Raw genomic sequence first — 21,630 nt, 5'->3', positions numbered from 1 at the left:
AATTGTATTAAAAACATAAAAACCGTGAAATAAGGCAATTTCACGGTTTAAAAGTACAATTAAGCTTTGGCTAGCTTTGGTTTATTTTTAACGTATTTATATAAACCAATTAAAGAGGCTGCAATCCAAAATATTTCAATTACAAAACTGGCCAAATTAAAGTTATAACAAAGACTAATAAGCAACAATATAGCGCCGGTTAAGTTCATCATGTTATAAAGTAAACTCGCTGGTGATACTTTATTTAGTTGTAACAAAAAAAATGAACCCACTACTAAAGCAGTACCCGTCATACCTACAATATCAAATAAAAGTGCAATCACACGTCTATCCTTTTCCATTTTAAAAACCCAATTGACTGGCCCGATCCGTGGGGAGGGTATTTTTCAATCATTGAAACAGCAAAACCGGTTAAGTTTATCAGCCTACCTACAGCAAACAAGGCCTTATGTCCGCCACTCTTGCAATACTAATAATTAAACAGGCTAGCCTAGTTATAGCTACCCTGTTACTTCTCAAGCTCGCTTAGTTATTTAATATGAGGACTGTAAATGTTCAATAAAGAATTTCCAGCGTTTTTCAACAAAATATGGACTTTTATCAAGTACATGACCCATTTTTGGCATAATGAGTAATTCAAAATCTTTATTAGCATTGATCAACTTATCAGCCAAACGAAGCGTCGCCGAAGGGTGCACATTACTATCTAATTCTCCATGAGCGAGCAGTAGCTTGCCTTTAAGGCGCGACACGTCGGTATAATTTGATTGTTGTTGCCAGTGCTCAGTGACCGGCCAGCCCATCCAAATTTCATTCCAACCCGCTTTATCCACGCGAAAATCATGATTTCCTGATGCACTCACTCCTGCTTTAAAAAACTCATTATGACGCAGCATGGCTTGCATAGTATCGTATCCACCGGCACTGAACCCAAAAATACCAACCCGTGTTATATCAAAGTACGCGTGCTTTTTAGCCAGCTGTTTTATTGCCCATACATGGTCATCGGTCCCCGCAGCCAAGTTTTTATAACTGTAACGATGAAATGCTTTACCTCGTTTATTTGTACCTCTGCCATCCATTTTTATCACAATGAATCCCAGCTCAGCTAAAGCAGGCCGTTGATTACTAAAGGTGTCGAATGACTTAGGCGTAAAAAAGTTGTGAGGTCCAGTGTATGTATCATCAATAATTGGATAACGCTTGTTTTTATCAAAGTTGCTTGGTTTATACATTAAACCGTAGAGCTGTGTTTTATTATCTGGCGCTAATAGTGAAAATGGCTCTGGAGCCTGCCAACCTAGCGCTACTAATTGAGACGTATCGGCTTGATCCAATAATATTATTTTTTCGCCACTATAAGCATCGCGTAACCAAGACTGAGTGGGCGTTTGTGGATCTGAATAATTATCTACCAAATACTTAAAATCTGGGGATAGATAACTGTGATGCTCCTGTGGTTCGGGGGTTAACAGGGTTAGATCAGAGCCATCTAAGTTAACTCGATAAAGGTGGCGAAAGTAAGGGTCGACATTAGCCTCTTTACCTGAAGCCTCAAAATACACAAGCCCTTTATCCTCATCAATTCCTTTTATGCTCCTAACCGTAAAATCTCCTTGAGTTATCGGATTTATTAACTTGCCTGAAGATGTATCATATAAATATAAATGTTGATAACCACTGCGTTGTGAACTCCATATAAGCCTATTTGTTTGCTGTAAATTTTCGAACGTTTGTACCCAAGGATCAATGAACTCTTCATCTACTTCTGTTATTAACGCTCTTACTATTTTCTCTTTCGGGAGCACTTGCATTAAGTGATATTGACGGTTACCACGGCGACGATCATGATAATAAAATGCATTGTTATGCCACTTTCCCCAGATAGCGCCCCCATAGTAGGTTTGCATTAGTTTAGGTGCGTCTAATAACTCCCCTTGCTGCGCAACCACATCCACTAAAAATAATTGTGCCATAGGTAATATTTCATCACCGGCTTGTGGGTAATAGTAACTCACGGTATTAACACTAAAGTCGTTATCTGCTGCGCTGTCAGTGAGCGTCAGTTTATTAACCCCTTCTCTAAATAACTTATACGTTATTAAATACTTACTATCGCTAGACCAATAGACTTGCATCTGTTTTTGCGCTGCAAAATGCTGATCATGTAGTAAGTCTTCTGGATAAGGATGTTTAACCGCATAAGGTGCACTTTGTGAGCCATCCTTAGTGATTTGTTTACAGTGATTACTGTTGCTACTGCAAAGATAAATATTAAAGTTTTCTAGCTTTACATAATGCTGTTTATTAGGAGATAAATAACTCGTTTTATTCGCTGTAGGACTCACAGTTAAACGGCATTGATACGCTATTGCCCCTAATTGGCAGGTGTAAGTCTGCTGTTGCAAGCTAAAAGTTAATTTTGTGCCATCAAATGCAAGTTGCTGTAATGGCTTAACATGCCAGTCTATGTTCAAATCATTCGCTATTGCCTGCTGTAACATATGTTTGTCGAATAAAGGCTGCTTGCGATGCTGATTAACAAGTACAAACTCTTGCCCGGCAGTAACAGAGTAACGCTCAAACCAAAATTGCTCACCAGTATTATTTATCCACTGTGGTTTAAGCGATAAATTATGCACTTTTGTGGTCAAGCTCGCCGCAGTAAACAACTTAGCTCGCTGAAAATCAGCTGACGTATTAGTACTGCTAGGTGGTATTGATTGACACCCTACAACTAATAAATTAAACAACAATATTAGTAATTTATTCATACTTCCCTCGTTTAAAACAGTATCGACTGCAAAAGTCGTGTAAATTTTTTGTTTATTTAACAGCCACAATCGAAATTTAACTACCCTTATTTATCAGCAATTTAACTATCAATAATAAGCCAAAAAGTAATGGCTAAAAATTACATAACAAAATTAACCACTTGTTTACATATTGGATATGGAATATTGTATATTATATATTTACTGCGAGCTATTGTATATATCGTTCAATTTTTGCGTGGTGAATATTTACATAATGATAAAAAAAACCAAATACTATCTAGGAGAAACAATGGCTACTCGTAGTTATACTAATCAGGCTATAGCGCGCAAAACCATAGTGTCGCTTGCCGTTTTAACGGCTTTGTCAGCAGCATCAAGTTATGCAGCCGACACTGAGACTAATAAGAAGCTTAATAAAGAATTAGAAAAAATAGAAGTGACAGGCTCGCGCTTAACTCGCTCAACCTTTGATGCACCAAGTCCAACGACCATAATTAGCGCAGAGTCGATAAAAATGACTGGCTCGCTTAATATGAATGACGTGCTCTCCACCATGCCACAATTTGGTAAAGGGTTTGATGCTACCGATGGTAACTACTCGTTTGGTAATTCAGGAATAAATGCCCCTGATCTTCGCGACTTGGGCGCTACGCGCACACTCAACTTAGTTAATGGTAAGCGCCCTATATCCATTACTAACGATAGTAATATAATGCTCACTGATATTGGGATTATTCCATCTGAATTGGTAGAGCGCGTTGAAGTCTTAACCGGTGGTGGTTCGGCTGTTTATGGCTCAGATGCAGTTGCAGGGGTTGTTAACTTTATCTTGAAAAAAGATTTTGAAGGTACATCTATTCGCAGTCAATTTGGAGGAACAGAAGACGGTGGAGCAAGTAGCCGCTCAATCACTATCACGCACGGTTTAAATTTTAACGACGAGCGCGGTAACTTTTCAATGTCTGTCGATTATTTTGATCAAGCCGCATTGTATTATAAAGATCGCCCCGGCTCAGCAAATACCAAACGCTATATCCCCAACCCAAACAACACCGGACCTAATGACGGTATTGCCGATCAAATCATTGCCAGCGATCTAACCTTTCCTTCTTTTGGTGCTGATAAAAATGTATTTGGTGTTTGGAATACAGCAAATGGTGGCGCAGATTGGTTTCAATTAGATAATGGTATTGCTAGCTTAAGAACGCCAAGCAGTAATGTTCAAGATGGTTGGCTGGCAACCGATGGCAGTGGTTTTGATCCTCTTGAGTGGGGCATGGCAAGAAACCCTTATGATCGCATCAATGCCTATACGCGCATAGGCTATATGTTTGATGAGGTTACAATGTCCGTTGATGTGATGTACTCAAAAACAAAGTCACAAGATGAAATTGATCCCCCTTTTGTCTGGGATACTTGGACCACAGTAGAGACGTTAACTGCCGATGGTATCACCGTGCCGGACTCAGTTAAAGATACCCTTGATGCTTACGGAGATAATTGGCTACTGTTACCATACACGTTTGACGAAGCGGGCGGGCGTGGTCATCAAAATGAGCGTGAATATTTTTCAACCAGTTTAACTTTGGAAGGCGAACTAAATGAAAACTGGTTATGGGATATGTATGTAACAACCGGTTTTACTAAAGCCAAGCTACAAAGTAATAATGCGTTACGTAACGATCGCTTTAACAGCAGTAACTTTACGCTGATCGGACCATGCCAACAGCAAGGTAACTGTCCAACTTTTAGTCCCTTTGAAGCGGCCTCGCCTGCAGTACTTGATTACATTATGGCAAGCCACGAAACACATACTGATGTTAAGGGCCATGGTTTTGCAGCGAACCTTTCAGGTGAAGCATTTGAATTACCTGCCGGTAATGTGCAGCTCAGTGCCGGTGTTGAAATACGTTATGAAAGCTTAGATTATCGTCCATCAAAACTATGGTCTTCGGGTAAATTATCTTCACAAATGACCGGTATTGATGATGTTAGTCGCAATATAAAAGAAGTCTATGGTGAATTTTTAATCCCTTTGATCAGCGACGCACCATTTGCAAAAAGTGTCGAACTTGAAGGTGCACTACGCTACGCGAAATACTCAACTGAGTCGGCAAGCTTCTCAAGTTCCAAGCTCGGCGTGAATTGGGCTATAAATGACGATCTTCGCTTTAGAACCACATACTCTCGTGCTGTTAGAGCACCGCAACTCGGTGAAATGTTTGCAGGTGTTTCTATTGGTTATAGCGACTTAACAGATCCCTGTGATGCAGACCAAATCGATGGTGGACCCGCAGATGGACGCAGAAAAGTTAATTGCCAAACCTTAGGTATAACTGCTGATTGGGACTCCAACTTAAAAGGTAAGCGCGGTAAAGTGATCAGTTCTGGCAATACAGATTTAAGTGAAGAAACGGCAACTACAATGACGGCGGGGTTTGTTTTTCAACCGCGCTTCATTGATAATTTAAGGCTCTCTATTGATTATTATGATATTGATTTATCTGATCTTATTGTAAGCTTTGGTGCTAGCAGTGTATTAAGTAACTGTGTCGACCTAGCGTCGGTTAATAATGAATATTGTAACCAAATTGAGCGTGATAGTAATGGTGACGTGTTATCGGTTCGAGACACTTTCTTAAATGCCGATAACTCTCGACGTCGTGGTGTTGATATAGAAGCCGACTACGCTATTGATATGGCAAAATCATTTGATCTAGCTGGTACGCTATCTATGGCAATGGGACTTACCCACCAATTAGAAAAATCATATACCGAGTATGACTTTGTTGAGGGAAAACCACTTAAATCAGATTCAGTTGGTGCATTAGGTTCACCGAAATGGAAAGCCGATATTAGGGCCACCTATTCGTTATATGACTTAACAGTGCGTTGGACTACTAAGTTCACTCAAGGCGGGCCGCGCTACAATGATCTAAATCCCGACCGTTATGAAAACCAAGAAATAGAAGACTCAATTGTACATAACGTATGGCTTGGTTATAACGTTACCGATGAGGCTAATGTGTATTTTGGGGTTAATAATGTTACCAACGAAACCTGGTTAGATAACCCATTTACAAACTGGGGCCGTCTCAACTACTCATTGTTAGGTCGAGGCTACTATGCAGGCTTTAGTTACCACTTCTAAACATAATTAATAGCCGTTTGTTATTTTAGCACCCACCTCATTAACAGCTGGGTGCTAATTTAAAGGTGTGTGACCAATGTTATTATTTAAAAGTGACTTTTCCACCAATCATTTTATATGCAGCAGTGCCTTTAATAATCGCGGGCCGCGCAAATGGACGTTCGCATCTTGGGCAAATACAAGGCTGCTTAGTATAGTCTTGGCTAATGCGCTCAATAAAACATTTAACTAACGCACCTTTTCCCCCTTTACGATACTTAAATAAAGGTGCCCTGCAGCTTGAGCAAAATATATCGACCGTTTTGGTTGGCCCTTTTTTATTTGGCTTTGCCATTTGTCCTCCATTTTTGCAGTAATTTAATTAACTAGGCGTTATAAAATCAATGCCTATTAAAATTCCCCCAGCACCGCTGCTGTTAATTTGGCTAACTCATGTGGGTTAATCGCAATGTCTAAGCCACGTTTACCCGCACTTACATAAATACATGCAAATTGTGCAGCGCTACTATGCAAAAAAGTGGCAAGACGTTTTTTTTGTCCCAGTGGGCTCACGCCTCCTAATACATAACCTGTGCTTGCTTGAACTTTTTTTGCCGCAGCCATGGCTACCTTTTTAGCACCACACAATGAGGCAAGCTGCTTTAAATTAACTTGCTGAGAAACAGGTGTAATGGCGACTATGAGCTGTCCATCTTGGTTTTCAAGCACTATGGTTTTAAACACCTGTTCTCTATTAAGGTTGAGCTTTTGGGCTGCTTCAAGGCCAAAGTTAGTGGTGTTTGGATCGTGCTCATAGCTTAATAATTCAAAGCCAATTTTTTGTTTTTTCAGTAACTCTATTGCTGGTGTCATATGTTGCTACGCTATTATTTTGAGCAAAAAAAACGACGCTATAAAAGCGCCGTTTAATATTATAAAACACATTTAATTATTTAGTTAAATCATCAAAAAACTTTTTAACACCGTCAAAAAAGCCTTGCTCTTTAGGACGGTTTTTTGAGCTATCTTTGCCCATGCTTTCTTCTAATTCTTCTAATAATTCACGCTGACGCTCGTTCAGGTTTATTGGTGTTTCAATAACCACTTTACAAATTAAGTCGCCTATTGCACCACTGCGAACAGATTTAACGCCTTTGCCACGCATACGGAACATTTTGCCCGTTTGTGTTTCAGAAGGAATTTTCAGCTTAGCGCGTCCATCAAGTGTTGGCACTTCAATTTCGCCACCAAGACCCGCTGTAGTAAAGCTAATAGGAACTTCACAATGTAAGTTATTTGCGTCACGTACAAAAATACGATGTTCACGAACAGATACTTGCACGTACAAGTCGCCAGAAGGCGCACCATGCAGTCCCGCCTCGCCTTCGCCCGTTAAACGAATACGATCGCCGGTATCAACACCCGCAGGAATTTTAACCGATAAGGTTTTCGTTTTTTCTACGCGGCCTTGTCCATGACAACTGTCACAAGGGTTAGATATAATCTGACCTTGGCCCTGACACGTAGGACACGTTTGCTGAACAGCAAAAAAACCTTGGCGCATTTGTACTTGCCCAGCACCATGACACGTAGTACATGTTTTAGGCTTAGAGCCGGCCTTAGCACCGCTGCCATCACATGGATCACAGCCTACCCAAGTTGGTATTTTAATTTCGACTTCTTTACCACGAACCGCTTCTTCTAAGCTTAAGTCCATGTTATAACGCAAATCAGATCCACGTTGCTGACGAGATTGACGTCGGCCACCGCCGCCACCAAAAATATCACCAAAAACATCACCAAAAACATCGCCAAAGTCGCCATGACCGCCGCCAAAACCACCATGACCACCACCGCCACCACCTTGCTCAAAAGCTGCATGGCCGTATTGGTCGTAAGTTTGACGTTTTTGCGCGTCAGTTAATATCTCGTAAGCTTCTTTTACTTCTTTAAACTTTGTTTCAAGCTCTTTGTCGCCTGAAGTACGATCTGGATGATATTTCATCGCTAAGCGTTTATACGCTTTTTTAATGTCTCGCTCACTCGCATCTTTGCTTACGCCGAGGACTTCGTAATAATCGCGTTTTGACATATCTACCACACTACTCTTTTCTATTTGCAGCTAGGCTGCTTGATAAACCGATAAATCGTATCGATTTACCACCTAATTCTCATGCAAAAGGCGCGTCAAGCTATTGCCTGCGCGCCTCAATCGTTCATTCTAACGTAAACACTTAACTAAGTTACAGTGCTTTGTGTTAGCTAGAAGCGTAAGCAACAATTACTTGTCGTCTTTAACTTCTTCAAACTCTGCATCAACTACGTCGTCATCTTGCTTAGCAGATTGTTGTTGCTCGCCTGCGTCAGCTGAACCTTGTTGAGCTTTAGCTTGTGCAATTTCCATAAGCTTTTGAGATTTTTCAGCAAGCGCTTGAGTTTTAGCTTCAATTTCGTCTTTCTTGTCACTCTTAATAGCAGTTTCAAGGTCAACTACAGCCGCTTCAATCGCTTCTTTGTCTTCACTTGGAAGTGCATCGCCAGCTTCTTCAATTTGCTTGCGTGTGCCGTGAACCATTGCATCTGCTTGGTTACGAGTCGCTACTAGCTCTTCGAATTTTTTGTCATCTTCGGCATGCGCTTCAGCATCACGAATCATTTGTTCAACTTCTTCATCGCTTAAGCCTGAAGATGCTTGAATCGTAATTTTTTGCTCTTTACCTGTATCTTTATCTTTAGCAGACACATGTAAGATACCATCGGCATCCACATCGAATGTTACTTCGATTTGTGGTGTACCACGTTGTGCTGGACGAATACCTTCTAGGTTAAATTGACCTAGAGATTTATTGTCGCTTGAACGCTTACGCTCACCTTGCAGTACATGAATTGTTACTGCAGCTTGGTTATCTTCAGCTGTTGAGAAAGTTTGCGATTTCTTAGTAGGAATCGTGGTGTTTTTCTCAATTAGTGCTGTCATTACCGAGCCCATTGTCTCAATACCTAGAGATAATGGAGAAACGTCTAGTAATAGTACATCTTTAACGTCACCGGCTAGTACACCACCTTGAATTGCCGCGCCTACTGCAACAGCTTCATCAGGGTTAACATCTTTACGTGGCTCTTTACCAAAGAACTCAGCAACTGTTTTTTGTACTAAAGGCATACGTGTTTGGCCACCAACAAGAATAATGTCGTTGATGTCGCTTACTGATAAATCAGCATCAGCAAGTGCACGTTTTAATGGTTCAATTGACTTAGTTACTAAGTCTTCAACAAGTGACTCAAGCTTAGCACGTGTTAGTTTCACGTTCATGTGCTTAGGACCTGTTGCATCTGCAGTTACATACGGAAGGTTTACTTCTGTAGACTGTGCAGAAGATAGTTCAATCTTCGCTTTTTCAGCTGCTTCTTTAACACGTTGCATTGCAAGTGGGTCAGTTTTTAAGTCTAGACCTTGGTCTTTCTTAAATTCAGCTACTAGGTAGTTGATTACGCGGTTATCGAAATCTTCACCACCTAAGTGCGTGTCACCATTTGTAGCAAGTACTTCAAACGTGTGCTCGCCTTCAACTTCATCAATTTCAATAATTGATAAATCGAAAGTACCGCCACCTAAGTCGTATACTGCAACAATGTTTTCACCACGGTTTTTGTCCATACCGTAAGCAAGTGCTGCAGCAGTTGGCTCGTTGATGATACGTTTAACTTCAAGGCCTGCAATACGACCCGCATCTTTTGTAGCTTGACGCTGTGAATCGTTAAAGTATGCCGGTACTGTGATAACAGCTTCAGTTACTGCTTCACCTAAGAAGTCTTCAGCCGTTTTCTTCATTTTTTTCAGGATTTCAGCAGAGATTTGTGGTGCAGCGCGTTTTTCGCCGCCCGCTTCAACCCATGCATCACCGTTATCGGCTTTAACAATTTTAAATGGCATGATGCCGATATCGCGTTGTACTTCTTCGTCTTCAAAACGACGACCAATTAAACGCTTAATAGCAAATACTGTGTTTGTTGGGTTAGTAACCGCTTGACGTTTAGCTGGCTGACCAACTAAAGTTTCACCGTCTTGCGTATAAGCAATAACAGACGGGGTTGTGCGATCGCCTTCCGCGTTTTCAATAACACGTGCTTTGCCACCATCAAGTACTGCAACACAAGAGTTTGTAGTACCTAAGTCTATTCCAATAATTCTACCCATGAAATTTCTCCAACTTCAATATTCGTTAATACGTTCGATGACTAGTTAATAGGGATGCTGCAAACTTAATTCAACTGTAAAAATGAAAAAAATATCATTTTTTTTGATTTTTTTACAAAATAAGCTAAATAAAGTGCAATATTTGCTAGCAACGCTGGTTTTTACGCCGTTTGTATTGAACTTTAATTGCTGGTCTGACAAGTTTGGCTGTGTTATATATTTAGTAATTCGTACTTTTAAGGACACGCTAACTAATGAATTTCGATCATTTGCTGCAACAAGCCGCTAATATTAACAATCAAGACGACACTAATAATGTGGCAAACACTATGCAGTTTGAAGCTAATTGGTGCCAAGGACGCACCGCTTTTGGTGGGTTATCTGCAGCACTTTTATATCAAGCAATGAGATCTCAAGTAAATAGTGAGCGCCGGTTATTGTCTTTAAGTACTAACTTTGTTGGCCCACTGCTTGCCGATACGCCATTTTCTTTATCGGTAAAAATACTGCGTGAAGGCAAAAGTAGTACTCAAGTACTGGCCAAAGCAATTCAAAACGAGCAAGTGTGTGTTATTGTACAAGCCTGCTTTGCTAGTAATCGCAACTCAGCTATTAATGTACCCGTTGCAAAGTCGTTAGGTTTACACGAAGTTAATGAGCGCCATACATTGCCATTTATACAAGGGCAAATGCCGGAGTTTTTTCAACATGTTGAATTATGCCCGCAACAAGGTGCTATGCCTTTTAGCAGTGCAGAAACCTCCCATTTAGGCGGGTGGATGCGCTTTAAAGAAACCCCAACGGCCATTACAGAAGCACATGTTATAGCACTAACCGATGCATGGCCTCCTACCTTATTACAAATGTTTAAACAACCAGCGCCTGCCAGTAGCATGTCGTGGTATTTAGAATTTGTGCAAGCGCCTAACTTAATTCCTGGTCAATGGTTGGGCTTTGAAGCAATTACCCATCATGCAAAAGGTGGTTACGGCTTAGAAGACGGCTGCATTTGGTCGCAATCGGGTGAGCTGATTGCCCTTACTCGCCAAACAGTGGCATTATTTGATTGATGTATAAGCAGTGGTGTTAGTATATATAATGTAGCGAGTGCCACTGCAATGCGCTCTTAACTAATAATTAATTACGCTCAACAACAGTCATAACATTTGTATTTAGGCGATAATTATAGCAAAATTTAACTCTTTGTTTAATTCTAAGCGAACACTTTGCAAATAGCGTGTCCTTGTTGCGACTATATTATTGAGATACCCCTGGTTGAGGCAAAAAATGTCGCAACGTGCCCCCATTGCGGGCATAAGGTTTCTGACTCAGATACAGATCACGACAGCCGAGTTGTAGCCCTGAGCTTTAGTGCTTTGCTAATGCTACTCAGCAGCATGTTTTATCCTTTTATTTCGTTTAGCAGCAGTGGGATAACGCAAACTATAACCTTGCCCGATGCCGCACGTATTTTATTTAATTATGATAGTAACTTGTTAGGGCTATTTATAGATTTAAGTATTATAGCCCTGCCTATGAGCTTACTTATTATACTAATACCATTACATTTAGGCGCGCTTAGAGCGTTACCTCAAGGTATTGCTCGACGATTATTAAAATTTACCCTAGCGCTTGAACCTTGGATTATGTCGGAGATTTTTCTCATTGGCGTACTTGTCAGTATGGTTAAAATAATGTCTCTCGCGGATATTAGTTTTGGGGTGAGCTTTTGGGCTTATGTGGGTTTTGTTATTTTATATATTAGTGCGTTAACGCATTTAAACCGCCCCCGCTTGTGGGCACAAATTGGCCCAGTAGAAAAACTTGAAAATATAAACCTTACTCATCGCGCCATTGATAACGATATTAAAGCTTGTCATGTGTGCCATCAACTATGCACGCAAAGTGTTTGTAATCGCTGCCATAGTAAAACCTATATTAGAAACCCCAACAGTGTACAAAAAGCTACCGCTTGGTTAATTACCTCTATTATTTGCTATATTCCAGCCAATGTTTTACCCATTATGTATACCACCAGTTTAGGCGATGAAAGTCCTTCAACCTTAATTGCTGGTGTTATTGCACTGTGGAAAAATGGCTCATACCCTATTGCCATGATTATATTTATTGCCAGTGTTGTAGTCCCACTTGCAAAGGCTTTAGTATTGAGCTTTTTGTGCTTTATGGTTGCCAAACCCGCAAATGATCACACCATAGGGTATACACGTATTTATCAACTTACTGAATTTATTGGGAAATGGTCTATGATTGATGTATTTGTTGTGGCCATTTTAGTTGCTTTGGTACAATTGGGTAACTTAATGTCGGTAACGCCCGGCTTAGGCGTTGCCTTTTTTACTGTTATGGTACTATGTCAAATGATGGCAGCTCACGCCTTTGACCCACGTTTGCTATGGGATTCACCTAAAAATAATAACGCAGAGAATAATGCATGACCGAAACCGCTAATATTAAACAAAAATCAAAAATTTCTGCAATTTGGATTATTCCCGTTATTGCCCTGCTTGTGGGGGTTTGGATGCTGTATCAATACCAAACTAATTTAGGCCCCACTATTTATATAACCATGCCACAAGCGGAGGGGATAGTTGCGGGTAAAACCGAAATTAAAGTACGCAGTGTTAAAATTGGCCAAATAGATCATGTGCGTTTATCCGACACGCAAGACAGTGTTATTGCCCGCGCTCAAATTGATAAAAACTACGATAACTTACTCACCGAAGATGCCAAAATTTGGGTGGTAAAACCGCGTATAGATGAAACCGGCATTAGTGGCATGAGTACGCTTTTATCAGGTGTGTATTTAGAGTTTTCGCCAGGTGAAAGCAAAAAGAAAAAAGAAAAGTTTGAACTACAAGACGAGCCTGCCTTAATCGGTAAAGATGTTAAAGGTGGACGCTTTAAGTTATTGAGCTACAACGCTGAGGTACTTGAAGTAAGTACCGGTATATTTTTCAAAAACTATAAAATTGGGCAAATAGAAACCGCGACATTTGATTGGAAAAACCAAGCCATGAAGTACGGTATTTTTATTAAAGCACCCTACGAAAACCTGATCACCTTAAATTCTATTTTTTGGGTTAACTCTGGTATAGAAATTGACCTTTCTGCTGATGGCATAAACATTAATACCGGCTCGCTTAGTAAACTTTTAAAAGGCGGTATATCGGTGTAATGCCGATCAGTTAAGGTTAATTGATCGGTTGACCGATCTAAATGATCGTGAATAATCCGTAATTAGTTTCGCTAATTACGGATTTTTTATGGATATTCAAACAGCTCTTTCGACCACTTTCTCATCTGCCGAGGAATTTACAGCGCTTGATAACTTATCTGGCATATTAGATCCCGAATTACTTAACCAAGCTTTTGAAAAATCGGGGGTCGCCACCGTTCGTAAACGTCGTTTACCACTCGACGCTGTCGTTTGGTCTGTGATTGGTATGAGTTTATTTCGTCATGAATCTGTTTGGGATATAGCCTCTAAAATGGACATCGCCTTACCAGGTAAAGGGAAACTAGTTGCCCCTAGTGCCATGGTTCAAGCGAGACAACGCTTAGGTGAAGGTGCTGTCGAGCAGGTCTTCAAGATGATGGCGTCACGGCATTATAATCATGCCCACTTTGATACATTTTGTGGCTTAAATCTATTAGCTGTTGATGGGGTTGTCTTTCGTACACATGATACGCCAGAGAATAAAGACGTATTTGGATGTGGCTCAACCCAGTATGGTGAAAATACCTATCCGCAAATTCGGATGGTATGCCACATGGAGCTAACGAGTCATCAACTCATTAATTGTGCTTTTAACGGGCAGCATCAAGGGGAGATGACACTCGCTGAAGAACTCATTGAAGGCACACCGGATAACTCATTAACCTTATTTGATCGCGGTTATTATTCATTAGGGCTTTTGCATCGTTGGCATCAAGCAGGGACTGAAAGACACTGGATGATACCGGTCAGAAAAGGCTTAACGGTTGATACTATAAAGAAAATGAGTAAAAATGACCAGTTAGTGCGTCTTAAAACATCGCCACAAGCGCGAAAAAAGTTTACTGACTTGCCAGAGTTTATAGAAGCTCGGCTGCTTACCTACACGCATAATAATAAGCAGTATCAGATTCTTACATCAATGCTTGATGTAATGCGTTACCCATCAAAAGAAATAGCTGATTTGTACATGCATCGCTGGGAAATAGAAATAGGATATCGAGAAATAAAACAAACGATGCTGCACTCAAACTATATCCTACGCTCAAAAAGGCCGGATATGATAAGGCAAGAATTGTGGGGGTTACTAATTGCCTACAATATTATAAGAATAGCCATGCGTGAGGCGGCAGAGTTACTGGAAGTATGGCCAAATCAACTGAGTTTTTCTCATTGTTCAAGGCATATCAACGTATTTCTGTTAACTATCCCACTGACAAGTCCGGGAAATTTACCAAAACACTATGAGCATTTATTAGAAACGCTGACGCTATTTCAGTTACCGACAAGGCGTCATGAGCGCAGCTTTCCACGATGTGTGAAAAAGAAACCATCTAAATATCCGTATAAAAAAAAGCCAGTCAGTGTTAACTGACTGGCATTAGGTATATCGGTGGGCTTACCCGATCAACAAGCCCCTGGCGATATTGCCCAAAATGAGCATAGTTTTTCGCTTAGTCAAAGCTATAAAGAAGCACTAGAAGAGCGTTTTTACGACTTTGACTACTATCTTATTGAGTTTGAGCAATCAATTCGTGGCCTGCGCGCTGGCGCTCCGGTTGAATACCGAGGAACGCGAATTGGTACAGTAGTAGAAGCCCCTGCCAATGTGATTATTAACGGCAAACCAGCTCACTTTAAAAACCACAATACGGCTGTACCTGTGCTTATTAAAATAGAATATGGGCGCTTGTACCACGATAACGATTTAGCTAAAGAGTATTGGCAAACGAGTTTAAATGGCTGGGTAAACAATGGCATGCGCGCTTCGCTTAAACCGGGTAATTTACTTACCGGTGCCGTGTATGTCGACTTTGACATTTATACCGATGCGCCTGATGCAAAACTAGAAAAGCTGGCTCAATATGATGTTTTTCCAAGTATATCTAGCGGTATTACAGTATTAGCCGATCAGGTTTCTGATGTACTTAATAAGGTAAACGAGCTAAAAATCGAAGATAGCTTAGCACAAATGCAAGCCACTTTTAGCGACTACCAAGGGTTGGCCAACGACATGCGCGATTTGCTAAACCAAAAAGACACACAAAATTTACCGGGTGACTTTAATCAAAACTTCAAAAAAATGACCAAGAGTATGGAACAATTTGAAGTCACTATGCGCCAATTTGATAAAACCATGGCCAGCTACCAAGCAGGTTCGCAGTTTAATAATCAGCTACAGCAAACCTTGCAAGAGTTTAAACGTTTAAGTGAGCAGCTACAGCCGCTAACTAAAGGCCTAAATGAGCAGCCTAATATGTTTATATTTGATAAAGCATTACCCGCAGACCCAAAACCAAGGAAGCAATAATGGTTAAATCATCTTTTTTTGTTATTTTACTCGCTTTACTGCTTAGCGGTTGTAGTTCATCAATTCAAACTGCCATCGCGTATTATCAGTTTGAACAACCTATTGTTGCCTCCTCTAGAGATGTAAGTGCAACTGATGCGCAATTAAGAGTACAAACAGTTGTACTAAGAGGTGCCTTAAATAATCGCGGCATTGCGATGAAAATAGATCACAATCAAATTCATGCTGCAAACTACCATTTATGGGGTGAGTCACCTGATTCGATGCTCACCGTAAGTGCACAACAAATACTCTTTAATGCCCTACCTAACTGGATGGTAATAAAAGGTTTACCGGTGATCACCGAGCTAGATCAACAAACTTTTTATGAATTAGAATATGAAATTCATCATTTTAATGGCGACCTACAAGGCAACGCAGATATATCTGGGCTATGGCGTTTATATTATACCCATCCCGAAACAGGCCGACGCTTATTAAGTTTGCATAATTTTGCTAATGTAACGCAACTCGACGGTGACGGCTATGATGCGCTGGTAGCAACGCTTGAAAAAACCTGGCAAGAAATCAACCTAGCAGTAGCCAAGAAAATTGAACAAACGCGGTTTAAATAATCATAACTAAAATTACTTAATGATATAAAAATAAAGAAACAACGCTGCGGCTTTCTTTATCTATTATTGCCTGCCCTTGTGGCTTAAAACCAAGCTTAATTAATACATTTTGTGATGCGCTATTATCTGTTGAGGTAATAGCGCATAATTTATTAATGCCAAATATACTTTTATTTTCAACTAACGCTTTTGCAGCTTCGTAAATATACCCTTGTTTTTCAAACGCTGTTAATAACGTAAATCCTATATCTGGGTGATGCAACATTGCACGGCTATAAAAACCTACAACTCCTACTAATTGCTGATTTTTTAAAGTGATCACATAGGGGCCAAAACCTTGCGATTGGTGCGCGTTGCTAAAAGCTTGTTTAATATAGGTTATGGCATCCTCAAGAGTATAAATTTTTTTATCCCCAATGTATTTTATAAAACTATTTTGATTTACCAACTTTAATAAATCGCCAGCATCTGCTTCAACAGCATGGCGAATAATTAATCGCTCGGTATTAAATTGCCTTCGCATTTATTGTTATCCTTCTGGTTTGTAGCGTTATATTCAGCCAAATTATAAAAATGAGTCAATTAAAGCATTTATTTGTTGACTGAAGATGTAAAGCAGATTACTTTTGCGCCGATGTTTTTATAGGCATAACAAAAGCGGTTGCACTCCTTGCACCGTCTGGCGCCAAGCCAACGCATATTACTGCTGATTATTAATTTAAAATAACAGTTCCCTAGTGATATCGCGTGCAAAAGCAGTGACTTGGAAAGTGATAATACAACTAACTTATCATCTTCTTTGTTTTTGTTAAGCAGTTTAAATTTTTAAATATGCTTTTAATTTTGTGAATACTTAAATGCTTGAACCTTCTGCGTTAAGCTTACTGCCGCCTTTAGTGGTAGTTATTTTGGCTGTAGTACTACGCCGCCCTATTTTATCTTTATTAATTGGTGCCCTTGTTGGGCTCATAATGGCTGATCCTTCGCAGGTATTGGCTAATTTTGCCAGCACCTCACTTAAAGTAATGAGTGACGAAACCATTGGTTGGCTAATATTGGTGTGTGGTGGCTTTGGTGCATTAATCGCCTTATTAGTCCGTACCGGTGGCGCCTCTGCATTTGGTAAGTTGGCACTTAAATACACTAAGGGCAAACGCTCTTCATTATTTATGACCTTTTGCCTTGGATTAGTTATTTTTATTGATGACTATTTAAATGCGCTTACTGTGGGTGAAACCATGAAACGCATTACCGATAAATTTAAAGTAAGCCGCGAAATGCTAGCCTACGTTGTCGACTCAACTGCGGCACCAATTTGCGTGCTTGTGCCTCTATCTACGTGGGCGGTATTTTTTGGTGGTTTACTCGTAGATAACGGTATTGCTGAAGAAGGCAAAGGCATTGCTGTTTATATTCAGGCTATTCCGTACATGTTTTACGCATGGTTTGCGGTACTCGTTGTGCTATTAGTGGTACTTGGTGTGATCCCTGCTTTTGGCCCAATGAAAAAAGCAGAACAAATGGCACAAATTGAGCAAGCACAAGTCGATCCGGCGCAATACAGTGAAGTACAAACAGCAGACGAGTACGCGGTAAAAGCAGTAGAAGAAAACTTTGAAGATGCCGATCCTAAAGGTAAATTACATAACTTTTTATTGCCTATTATTTTATTAGTCGGTTTTACCGTTTACTTTGAAATAGACGTTTATAAAGGTTTATTAGCCACTATGGCTATAATTTTGCCCTTTTATGCACTACAAAAATTAATGTCGTTTAGTGAAATGATTGAACGTATGCTCGATGGATTTAAAAGCATGATACCGGCTATAGGCACGGTTATAGCCGCGTTTATATTTAAAGATGTGTGTGATTTAATTGGCTTGCCGCAATATGTTATTAATAGCTTAAGCCCATACATGACCGCGGGTTACTTGCCTGCAGTGGTATTTATTGCAATGTCTATTTTAGCATTTGCAACGGGCTCAAGCTGGGGAATATTTGCTGTGTCTATTCCTATTGTTATGCCACTGGCAACGGCGGTAGATGCTAATATTCCATTAGTCATTGGCGCGTTATTATCGGCATCATCGTTTGGCAGCCAAGCATGTTTTTATTCAGACTCAACGGTATTAGCAGCACAAGGTGCTGGCTGTAACTTAATGAGCCACGCGGTTACACAATTGCCTTATACGCTGATTGCTGCAGCACTTGCAGTGATAGGCTTTTTATTAATGGCTTAAGCTTTAGTGATGGCTTAAATTAACTTAAATAAAAACCCCAATGTAGCAATACATTGGGGTTTATTTTTAGCTGTATAAATAAAGCTTATTTTTGTAGTTTAATACCATTGTAATAGGCATCAAGCGTTGTGATTTTAGTTTGCTTTGGTAAATCGGCAAACTCGCTCTGGATAAACTTAGTCCCGCGTAATTGCACATTTAAACGTGCCGCATTAGGGTTAAGCATTGTTTGTTGGTAATAGTCTTTAATATCGCTAAGCGTTACTTTTTCAACTTCATTTATTAGCTGTTGCTTTGAATCAAAATTAAAGTTCTCACGATACCAATCATTTAATAGTGGGCTCATTTCGTCACTTAAGTTTTTAGGTTGCTCTTTAAGCGACACTAACGTGGCATTTTTAAGCTGCGCAAACGTCTCCTCGTTCATGTTGTCGAGCTCAACTGCATACTCTTTCTTAAACAGATCAAAACGCGCTTGTATTTCTTTTGGCCCTTTTACTGGTGTTTGAATAAACAAACCAATCGCTGAGTAATCCTCGATGGGGCGAGCTAACGCACCAACAGCATAAGCAAGTTGCTCCTCAGTACGCATCTTATCAAATGCAATGGTTCTAAAATGCCCTTGTAGCACGGCCGCTTGTGCTTTTTGTTTGTAACCCGGTGTTGGATGAACCGTCATATCAACCACGGCTACATCGGCTACATCTATATCTTTTTGTAGCACTATGGTTTCACCCGGTTGCGGTAACCATGCTTTACTGCGCGCAAATTCAGAGTGTTTATAGTTACTTGGCAAAATAGTACTCAGCTCGGATGCTATTGCTGCTATGTCTTGCTGATTATAGTTACCATAACTAAATACGCGTAAATCGTTATTAGCAAAGGTGTTTTGTTTTAAAGCATTAAAATCAGCTAAGGTTAACGTGTCGGCTGTGCTAATTAAAGTATCTGTATCAAAGCTACCGGTACGGCTTAATTTTGTATATTCAGCAAATGCTTGCGCGTAAGGAAATTGTTTTTGCTGGTTAAGTAAATTACGTTTAAAACGATCTATAGCTTGGTTAAATGCTTGCACACTAATATCACTGTTTAGCCCACTTAATGCTTGTTTAAGCAGTACATTTTGCTTATCTGTAAAGCCACTCATAGACAAAACTAAACCATTACTTGGTGCAAGGTTTACGCTCATACCTGCTATAGCAGCCTCTGTGCTCAGTTGGCTTTGCTGTATGTTGTACAGATCGGCCCAAACAGAGTATAAAACCTCCGCTTTTACATCGTTTAGCCCCGGCTGGGTATTAATATAAACTTCAACAAGTCCCTTTGGTTGCTCGGCAAATTTTTGACTTGCCTGACGCCATATTTTCACGCCATTTTTATCATAAGCAAGCTCTGGGAATTTTTGCTGTTTAAATGCTTGGGTTTTAATAGCAAAATTTTCTGGCAGTAAGTTATTTACGCTAGGGAGTGCTAAATTAAACTGGCTTTTTTTGTTCCAGCTTGCAATTTCCTGCGCGCTTATGTCACTAATGCGGTATTTACCGTCGTAAAAGTGTAGCTGTGAGTCGGTTTCTTCTTGTTGCGATACATACCAAATGCGTAAAGTGTCGGCATTTAACTGTTTAAGCACTTTATTTACTGAGTCTGCATCAAACTTAGCGTAATAATAAGGCGCATTAATGGCATGATTTAACGGGTAATCTTGCATACTTTGAGTCAATGTACTTACGTAGTTAAACTCATCGCCTTTTTCTAAAAACTTAAATTGATTATTTAACGAAGTACGAATTTCGTTAAAGTATTTACTATCAACGCCCTCTTTTTTAATCAATTCGATGTACTGCATTATAGTCGCGACTATCGTTTCACGATTTTGCATACCTGTATCGGTAAGCTCTACGTTAACGTTTAACGACCCGTAGTTGCCATAGTGGGTTGGCACTGCCGATGCTGACAATTGCGATACCCACCCTTTATCACGTAATATTTGCGCTGGACTACCTGGCATTTCATTACTTAATAAGTAGGCCACAAAGCGATTAGGTTTAAGTGCAAACTCGTTATTGTTATTGCTAATGGTAAAATCAAGTTGTAACTGTTTTACATCTTCATTAGGGGCATAAAACACGCGCTTACCACCGGCGTTATCAAAGTTAAGCTTGGCGGTTACTGTAGGTTTTTCGATATTTTTATTTTTAATATCTGCAAAATATTTTTGCGCTTTTTGCTCCATTGCCGCAATTGGCAAGTTAGAGATAAGTGCTACTTTCATAATATTTGAAGAGTAGTATTTATTATAAAAATCAACTGTTTCTTTGTGTAATGAACTGCCTTCTTTGTCACCTAAGGTTTCTAGGTTGCCAATTAAAAAACGGTTGGCTGGGTGTTCACCCATCATTTTACGCGCTAGTTTAAACTGCCCAAAAAAGTCCATTTCGCGGCGCATTGACCACTCTGCATTTACTGCATTTTTTTCTTTGTCTGTGTATTCTGGGTATAACTTAGGGGCTTTAAAAAAGTCAGCAAAACGGTCTAGCCCTTCATCAAAGGCATCGTTATTAATTTTAAACATGTAATTAGTAATATCGAGCCAAGTATAGGCGTTGTGCGCGCCACCATTTTTGGTCATAAAATCAGAGTACCCTTTAGTATCTGGGTAACGCTCTGTGCCTAAAAACAGCATATGCTCTAAATAATGGGCCATGCCTTGTTGGCTCATTGGGTCGTGTAGTAAACCCACTCCAACACTTAATGCCGCGGCTGATTTTTCAGCACTGGGGTCTGATACTAAAATAACTTCAATGTCGTTAGCTAATTTAAGCGTTTTATATTCGCGATTATCGTTAGGGCTTACAACCAGCGAGTCTGATAATAAAACAGTTTGAGGTGCCTGAGATACAGATGATGTATTTGTACAACCGCTTAGTACAGCAAGTGCAATGGCACTAAAGCCAATAATTTTTTTCATTTTATTTCCATTAAAAGTATGTCGCAACTGCGATCTGCGCTTATTTAAAAAGCTATTTACAGCCTAAATTAACATTTTAGATTAATGTTTTGCCACAATTTATCCGTTAATTGTGTAACACATTGTGAAAAACACCTGCATACTGCAATTAATTTAA

14 protein-coding genes and 2 pseudogenes are annotated in these 21,630 nt (G+C 39.9%); 8 read left to right on the top strand and 8 right to left on the bottom strand.

The annotated features are described in order from the left end of the window. Window positions 1-59: 59 nt before the first annotated feature. Window positions 60-323, bottom strand: a complete 264-nt coding sequence (locus tag PTRA_RS17785; RefSeq protein WP_058374978.1) for a CBU_0592 family membrane protein — start codon at window positions 321-323, stop codon at window positions 60-62. Between the two features lie 210 nt (window positions 324-533). Then, complete coding sequence (locus tag PTRA_RS17780; RefSeq protein ID WP_058374977.1) at window positions 534-2,774, bottom strand: S9 family peptidase; 2,241 nt, start codon at window positions 2,772-2,774, stop codon at window positions 534-536. A 292-nt stretch (window positions 2,775-3,066) separates the two neighbouring features. Here PTRA_RS17780 and PTRA_RS17775 point away from each other — a divergent pair, with 292 nt between their 5' ends. Beyond that, window positions 3,067-5,928 (top strand): TonB-dependent receptor domain-containing protein, encoded by a 2,862-nt coding sequence (locus tag PTRA_RS17775; protein WP_058374976.1) that lies wholly within the window; start codon window positions 3,067-3,069, stop codon window positions 5,926-5,928. An 82-nt stretch (window positions 5,929-6,010) separates the two neighbouring features. Here PTRA_RS17775 and PTRA_RS17770 read toward each other — a convergent pair whose 3' ends face one another. The 4 genes from PTRA_RS17770 to dnaK form a co-directional block, all read right to left on the bottom strand. Continuing rightward, window positions 6,011-6,262 (bottom strand): hypothetical protein, encoded by a 252-nt coding sequence (locus PTRA_RS17770; protein ID WP_058374975.1) that lies wholly within the window; start codon window positions 6,260-6,262, stop codon window positions 6,011-6,013. 56 nt (window positions 6,263-6,318) lie between these two features. Continuing rightward, on the bottom strand, window positions 6,319-6,780 hold the full coding sequence (gene ybaK / locus PTRA_RS17765; protein WP_058374974.1) for a Cys-tRNA(Pro) deacylase: 462 nt from the start codon (window positions 6,778-6,780) through the stop codon (window positions 6,319-6,321). Window positions 6,781-6,856: 76 nt separating this feature from the next. Next, on the bottom strand, window positions 6,857-7,999 hold the full coding sequence (dnaJ, locus tag PTRA_RS17760; protein WP_058374973.1) for a molecular chaperone DnaJ: 1,143 nt from the start codon (window positions 7,997-7,999) through the stop codon (window positions 6,857-6,859). Window positions 8,000-8,188: 189 nt separating this feature from the next. Continuing rightward, complete coding sequence (gene dnaK, locus PTRA_RS17755; protein WP_058374972.1) at window positions 8,189-10,105, bottom strand: molecular chaperone DnaK; 1,917 nt, start codon at window positions 10,103-10,105, stop codon at window positions 8,189-8,191. A gap of 254 nt (window positions 10,106-10,359) precedes the next feature. On the opposite strand from dnaK, the gene PTRA_RS17745 reads away from it, so the two are divergent. From PTRA_RS17745 to PTRA_RS17720, 6 genes and pseudogenes are all read left to right on the top strand, one after another. Beyond that, the gene (locus tag PTRA_RS17745; RefSeq protein WP_058374970.1) at window positions 10,360-11,175 is read left to right on the top strand and encodes a thioesterase family protein; all 816 of its coding nucleotides are present in this window, start codon (window positions 10,360-10,362) and stop codon (window positions 11,173-11,175) included. Window positions 11,176-11,331: 156 nt separating this feature from the next. Then, window positions 11,332-12,561: a paraquat-inducible protein A gene (locus PTRA_RS17740; RefSeq protein ID WP_058374969.1), complete on the top strand. Its 1,230-nt coding sequence runs from the start codon at window positions 11,332-11,334 to the stop codon at window positions 12,559-12,561. Continuing rightward, window positions 12,558-13,298, top strand: a pseudogene (locus PTRA_RS17735) (MlaD family protein); the annotation flags it as partial. The gene PTRA_RS17740 and the pseudogene PTRA_RS17735, both read left to right, overlap by 4 nt. A 91-nt stretch (window positions 13,299-13,389) precedes the next feature. Then, window positions 13,390-14,715 (top strand): IS4 family transposase, encoded by a 1,326-nt coding sequence (locus PTRA_RS17730; protein ID WP_058372433.1) that lies wholly within the window; start codon window positions 13,390-13,392, stop codon window positions 14,713-14,715. A 9-nt stretch (window positions 14,716-14,724) separates the two neighbouring features. Beyond that, window positions 14,725-15,651, top strand: a pseudogene (locus PTRA_RS17725) (MlaD family protein); the annotation flags it as partial. Then, window positions 15,651-16,265, top strand: a complete 615-nt coding sequence (locus PTRA_RS17720; protein ID WP_058374968.1) for a PqiC family protein — start codon at window positions 15,651-15,653, stop codon at window positions 16,263-16,265. The pseudogene PTRA_RS17725 and the gene PTRA_RS17720, both read left to right, overlap by 1 nt. Window positions 16,266-16,281: 16 nt before the next feature. On the opposite strand, the gene PTRA_RS17715 is transcribed toward PTRA_RS17720, so the two are convergent. After that, window positions 16,282-16,788, bottom strand: a complete 507-nt coding sequence (locus tag PTRA_RS17715; RefSeq protein WP_058374967.1) for a GNAT family N-acetyltransferase — start codon at window positions 16,786-16,788, stop codon at window positions 16,282-16,284. A 334-nt stretch (window positions 16,789-17,122) separates the two neighbouring features. Between PTRA_RS17715 and PTRA_RS17710 the strand changes: the two genes are divergently transcribed. Next, window positions 17,123-18,505 (top strand): Na+/H+ antiporter NhaC family protein, encoded by a 1,383-nt coding sequence (locus PTRA_RS17710; RefSeq protein WP_058374966.1) that lies wholly within the window; start codon window positions 17,123-17,125, stop codon window positions 18,503-18,505. An 85-nt stretch (window positions 18,506-18,590) separates the two neighbouring features. Here PTRA_RS17710 and PTRA_RS17705 read toward each other — a convergent pair whose 3' ends face one another. Continuing rightward, window positions 18,591-21,473 (bottom strand): insulinase family protein, encoded by a 2,883-nt coding sequence (locus tag PTRA_RS17705; protein WP_058374965.1) that lies wholly within the window; start codon window positions 21,471-21,473, stop codon window positions 18,591-18,593. Between the last annotated feature and the right edge of the window lie 157 nt (window positions 21,474-21,630).

It is taken from the genome of Pseudoalteromonas translucida KMM 520 (genome assembly GCF_001465295.1).
Lineage (GTDB): Bacteria > Pseudomonadota > Gammaproteobacteria > Enterobacterales > Alteromonadaceae > Pseudoalteromonas > Pseudoalteromonas translucida.
This window is presented reverse-complemented; position numbering and strand designations above follow the sequence as displayed.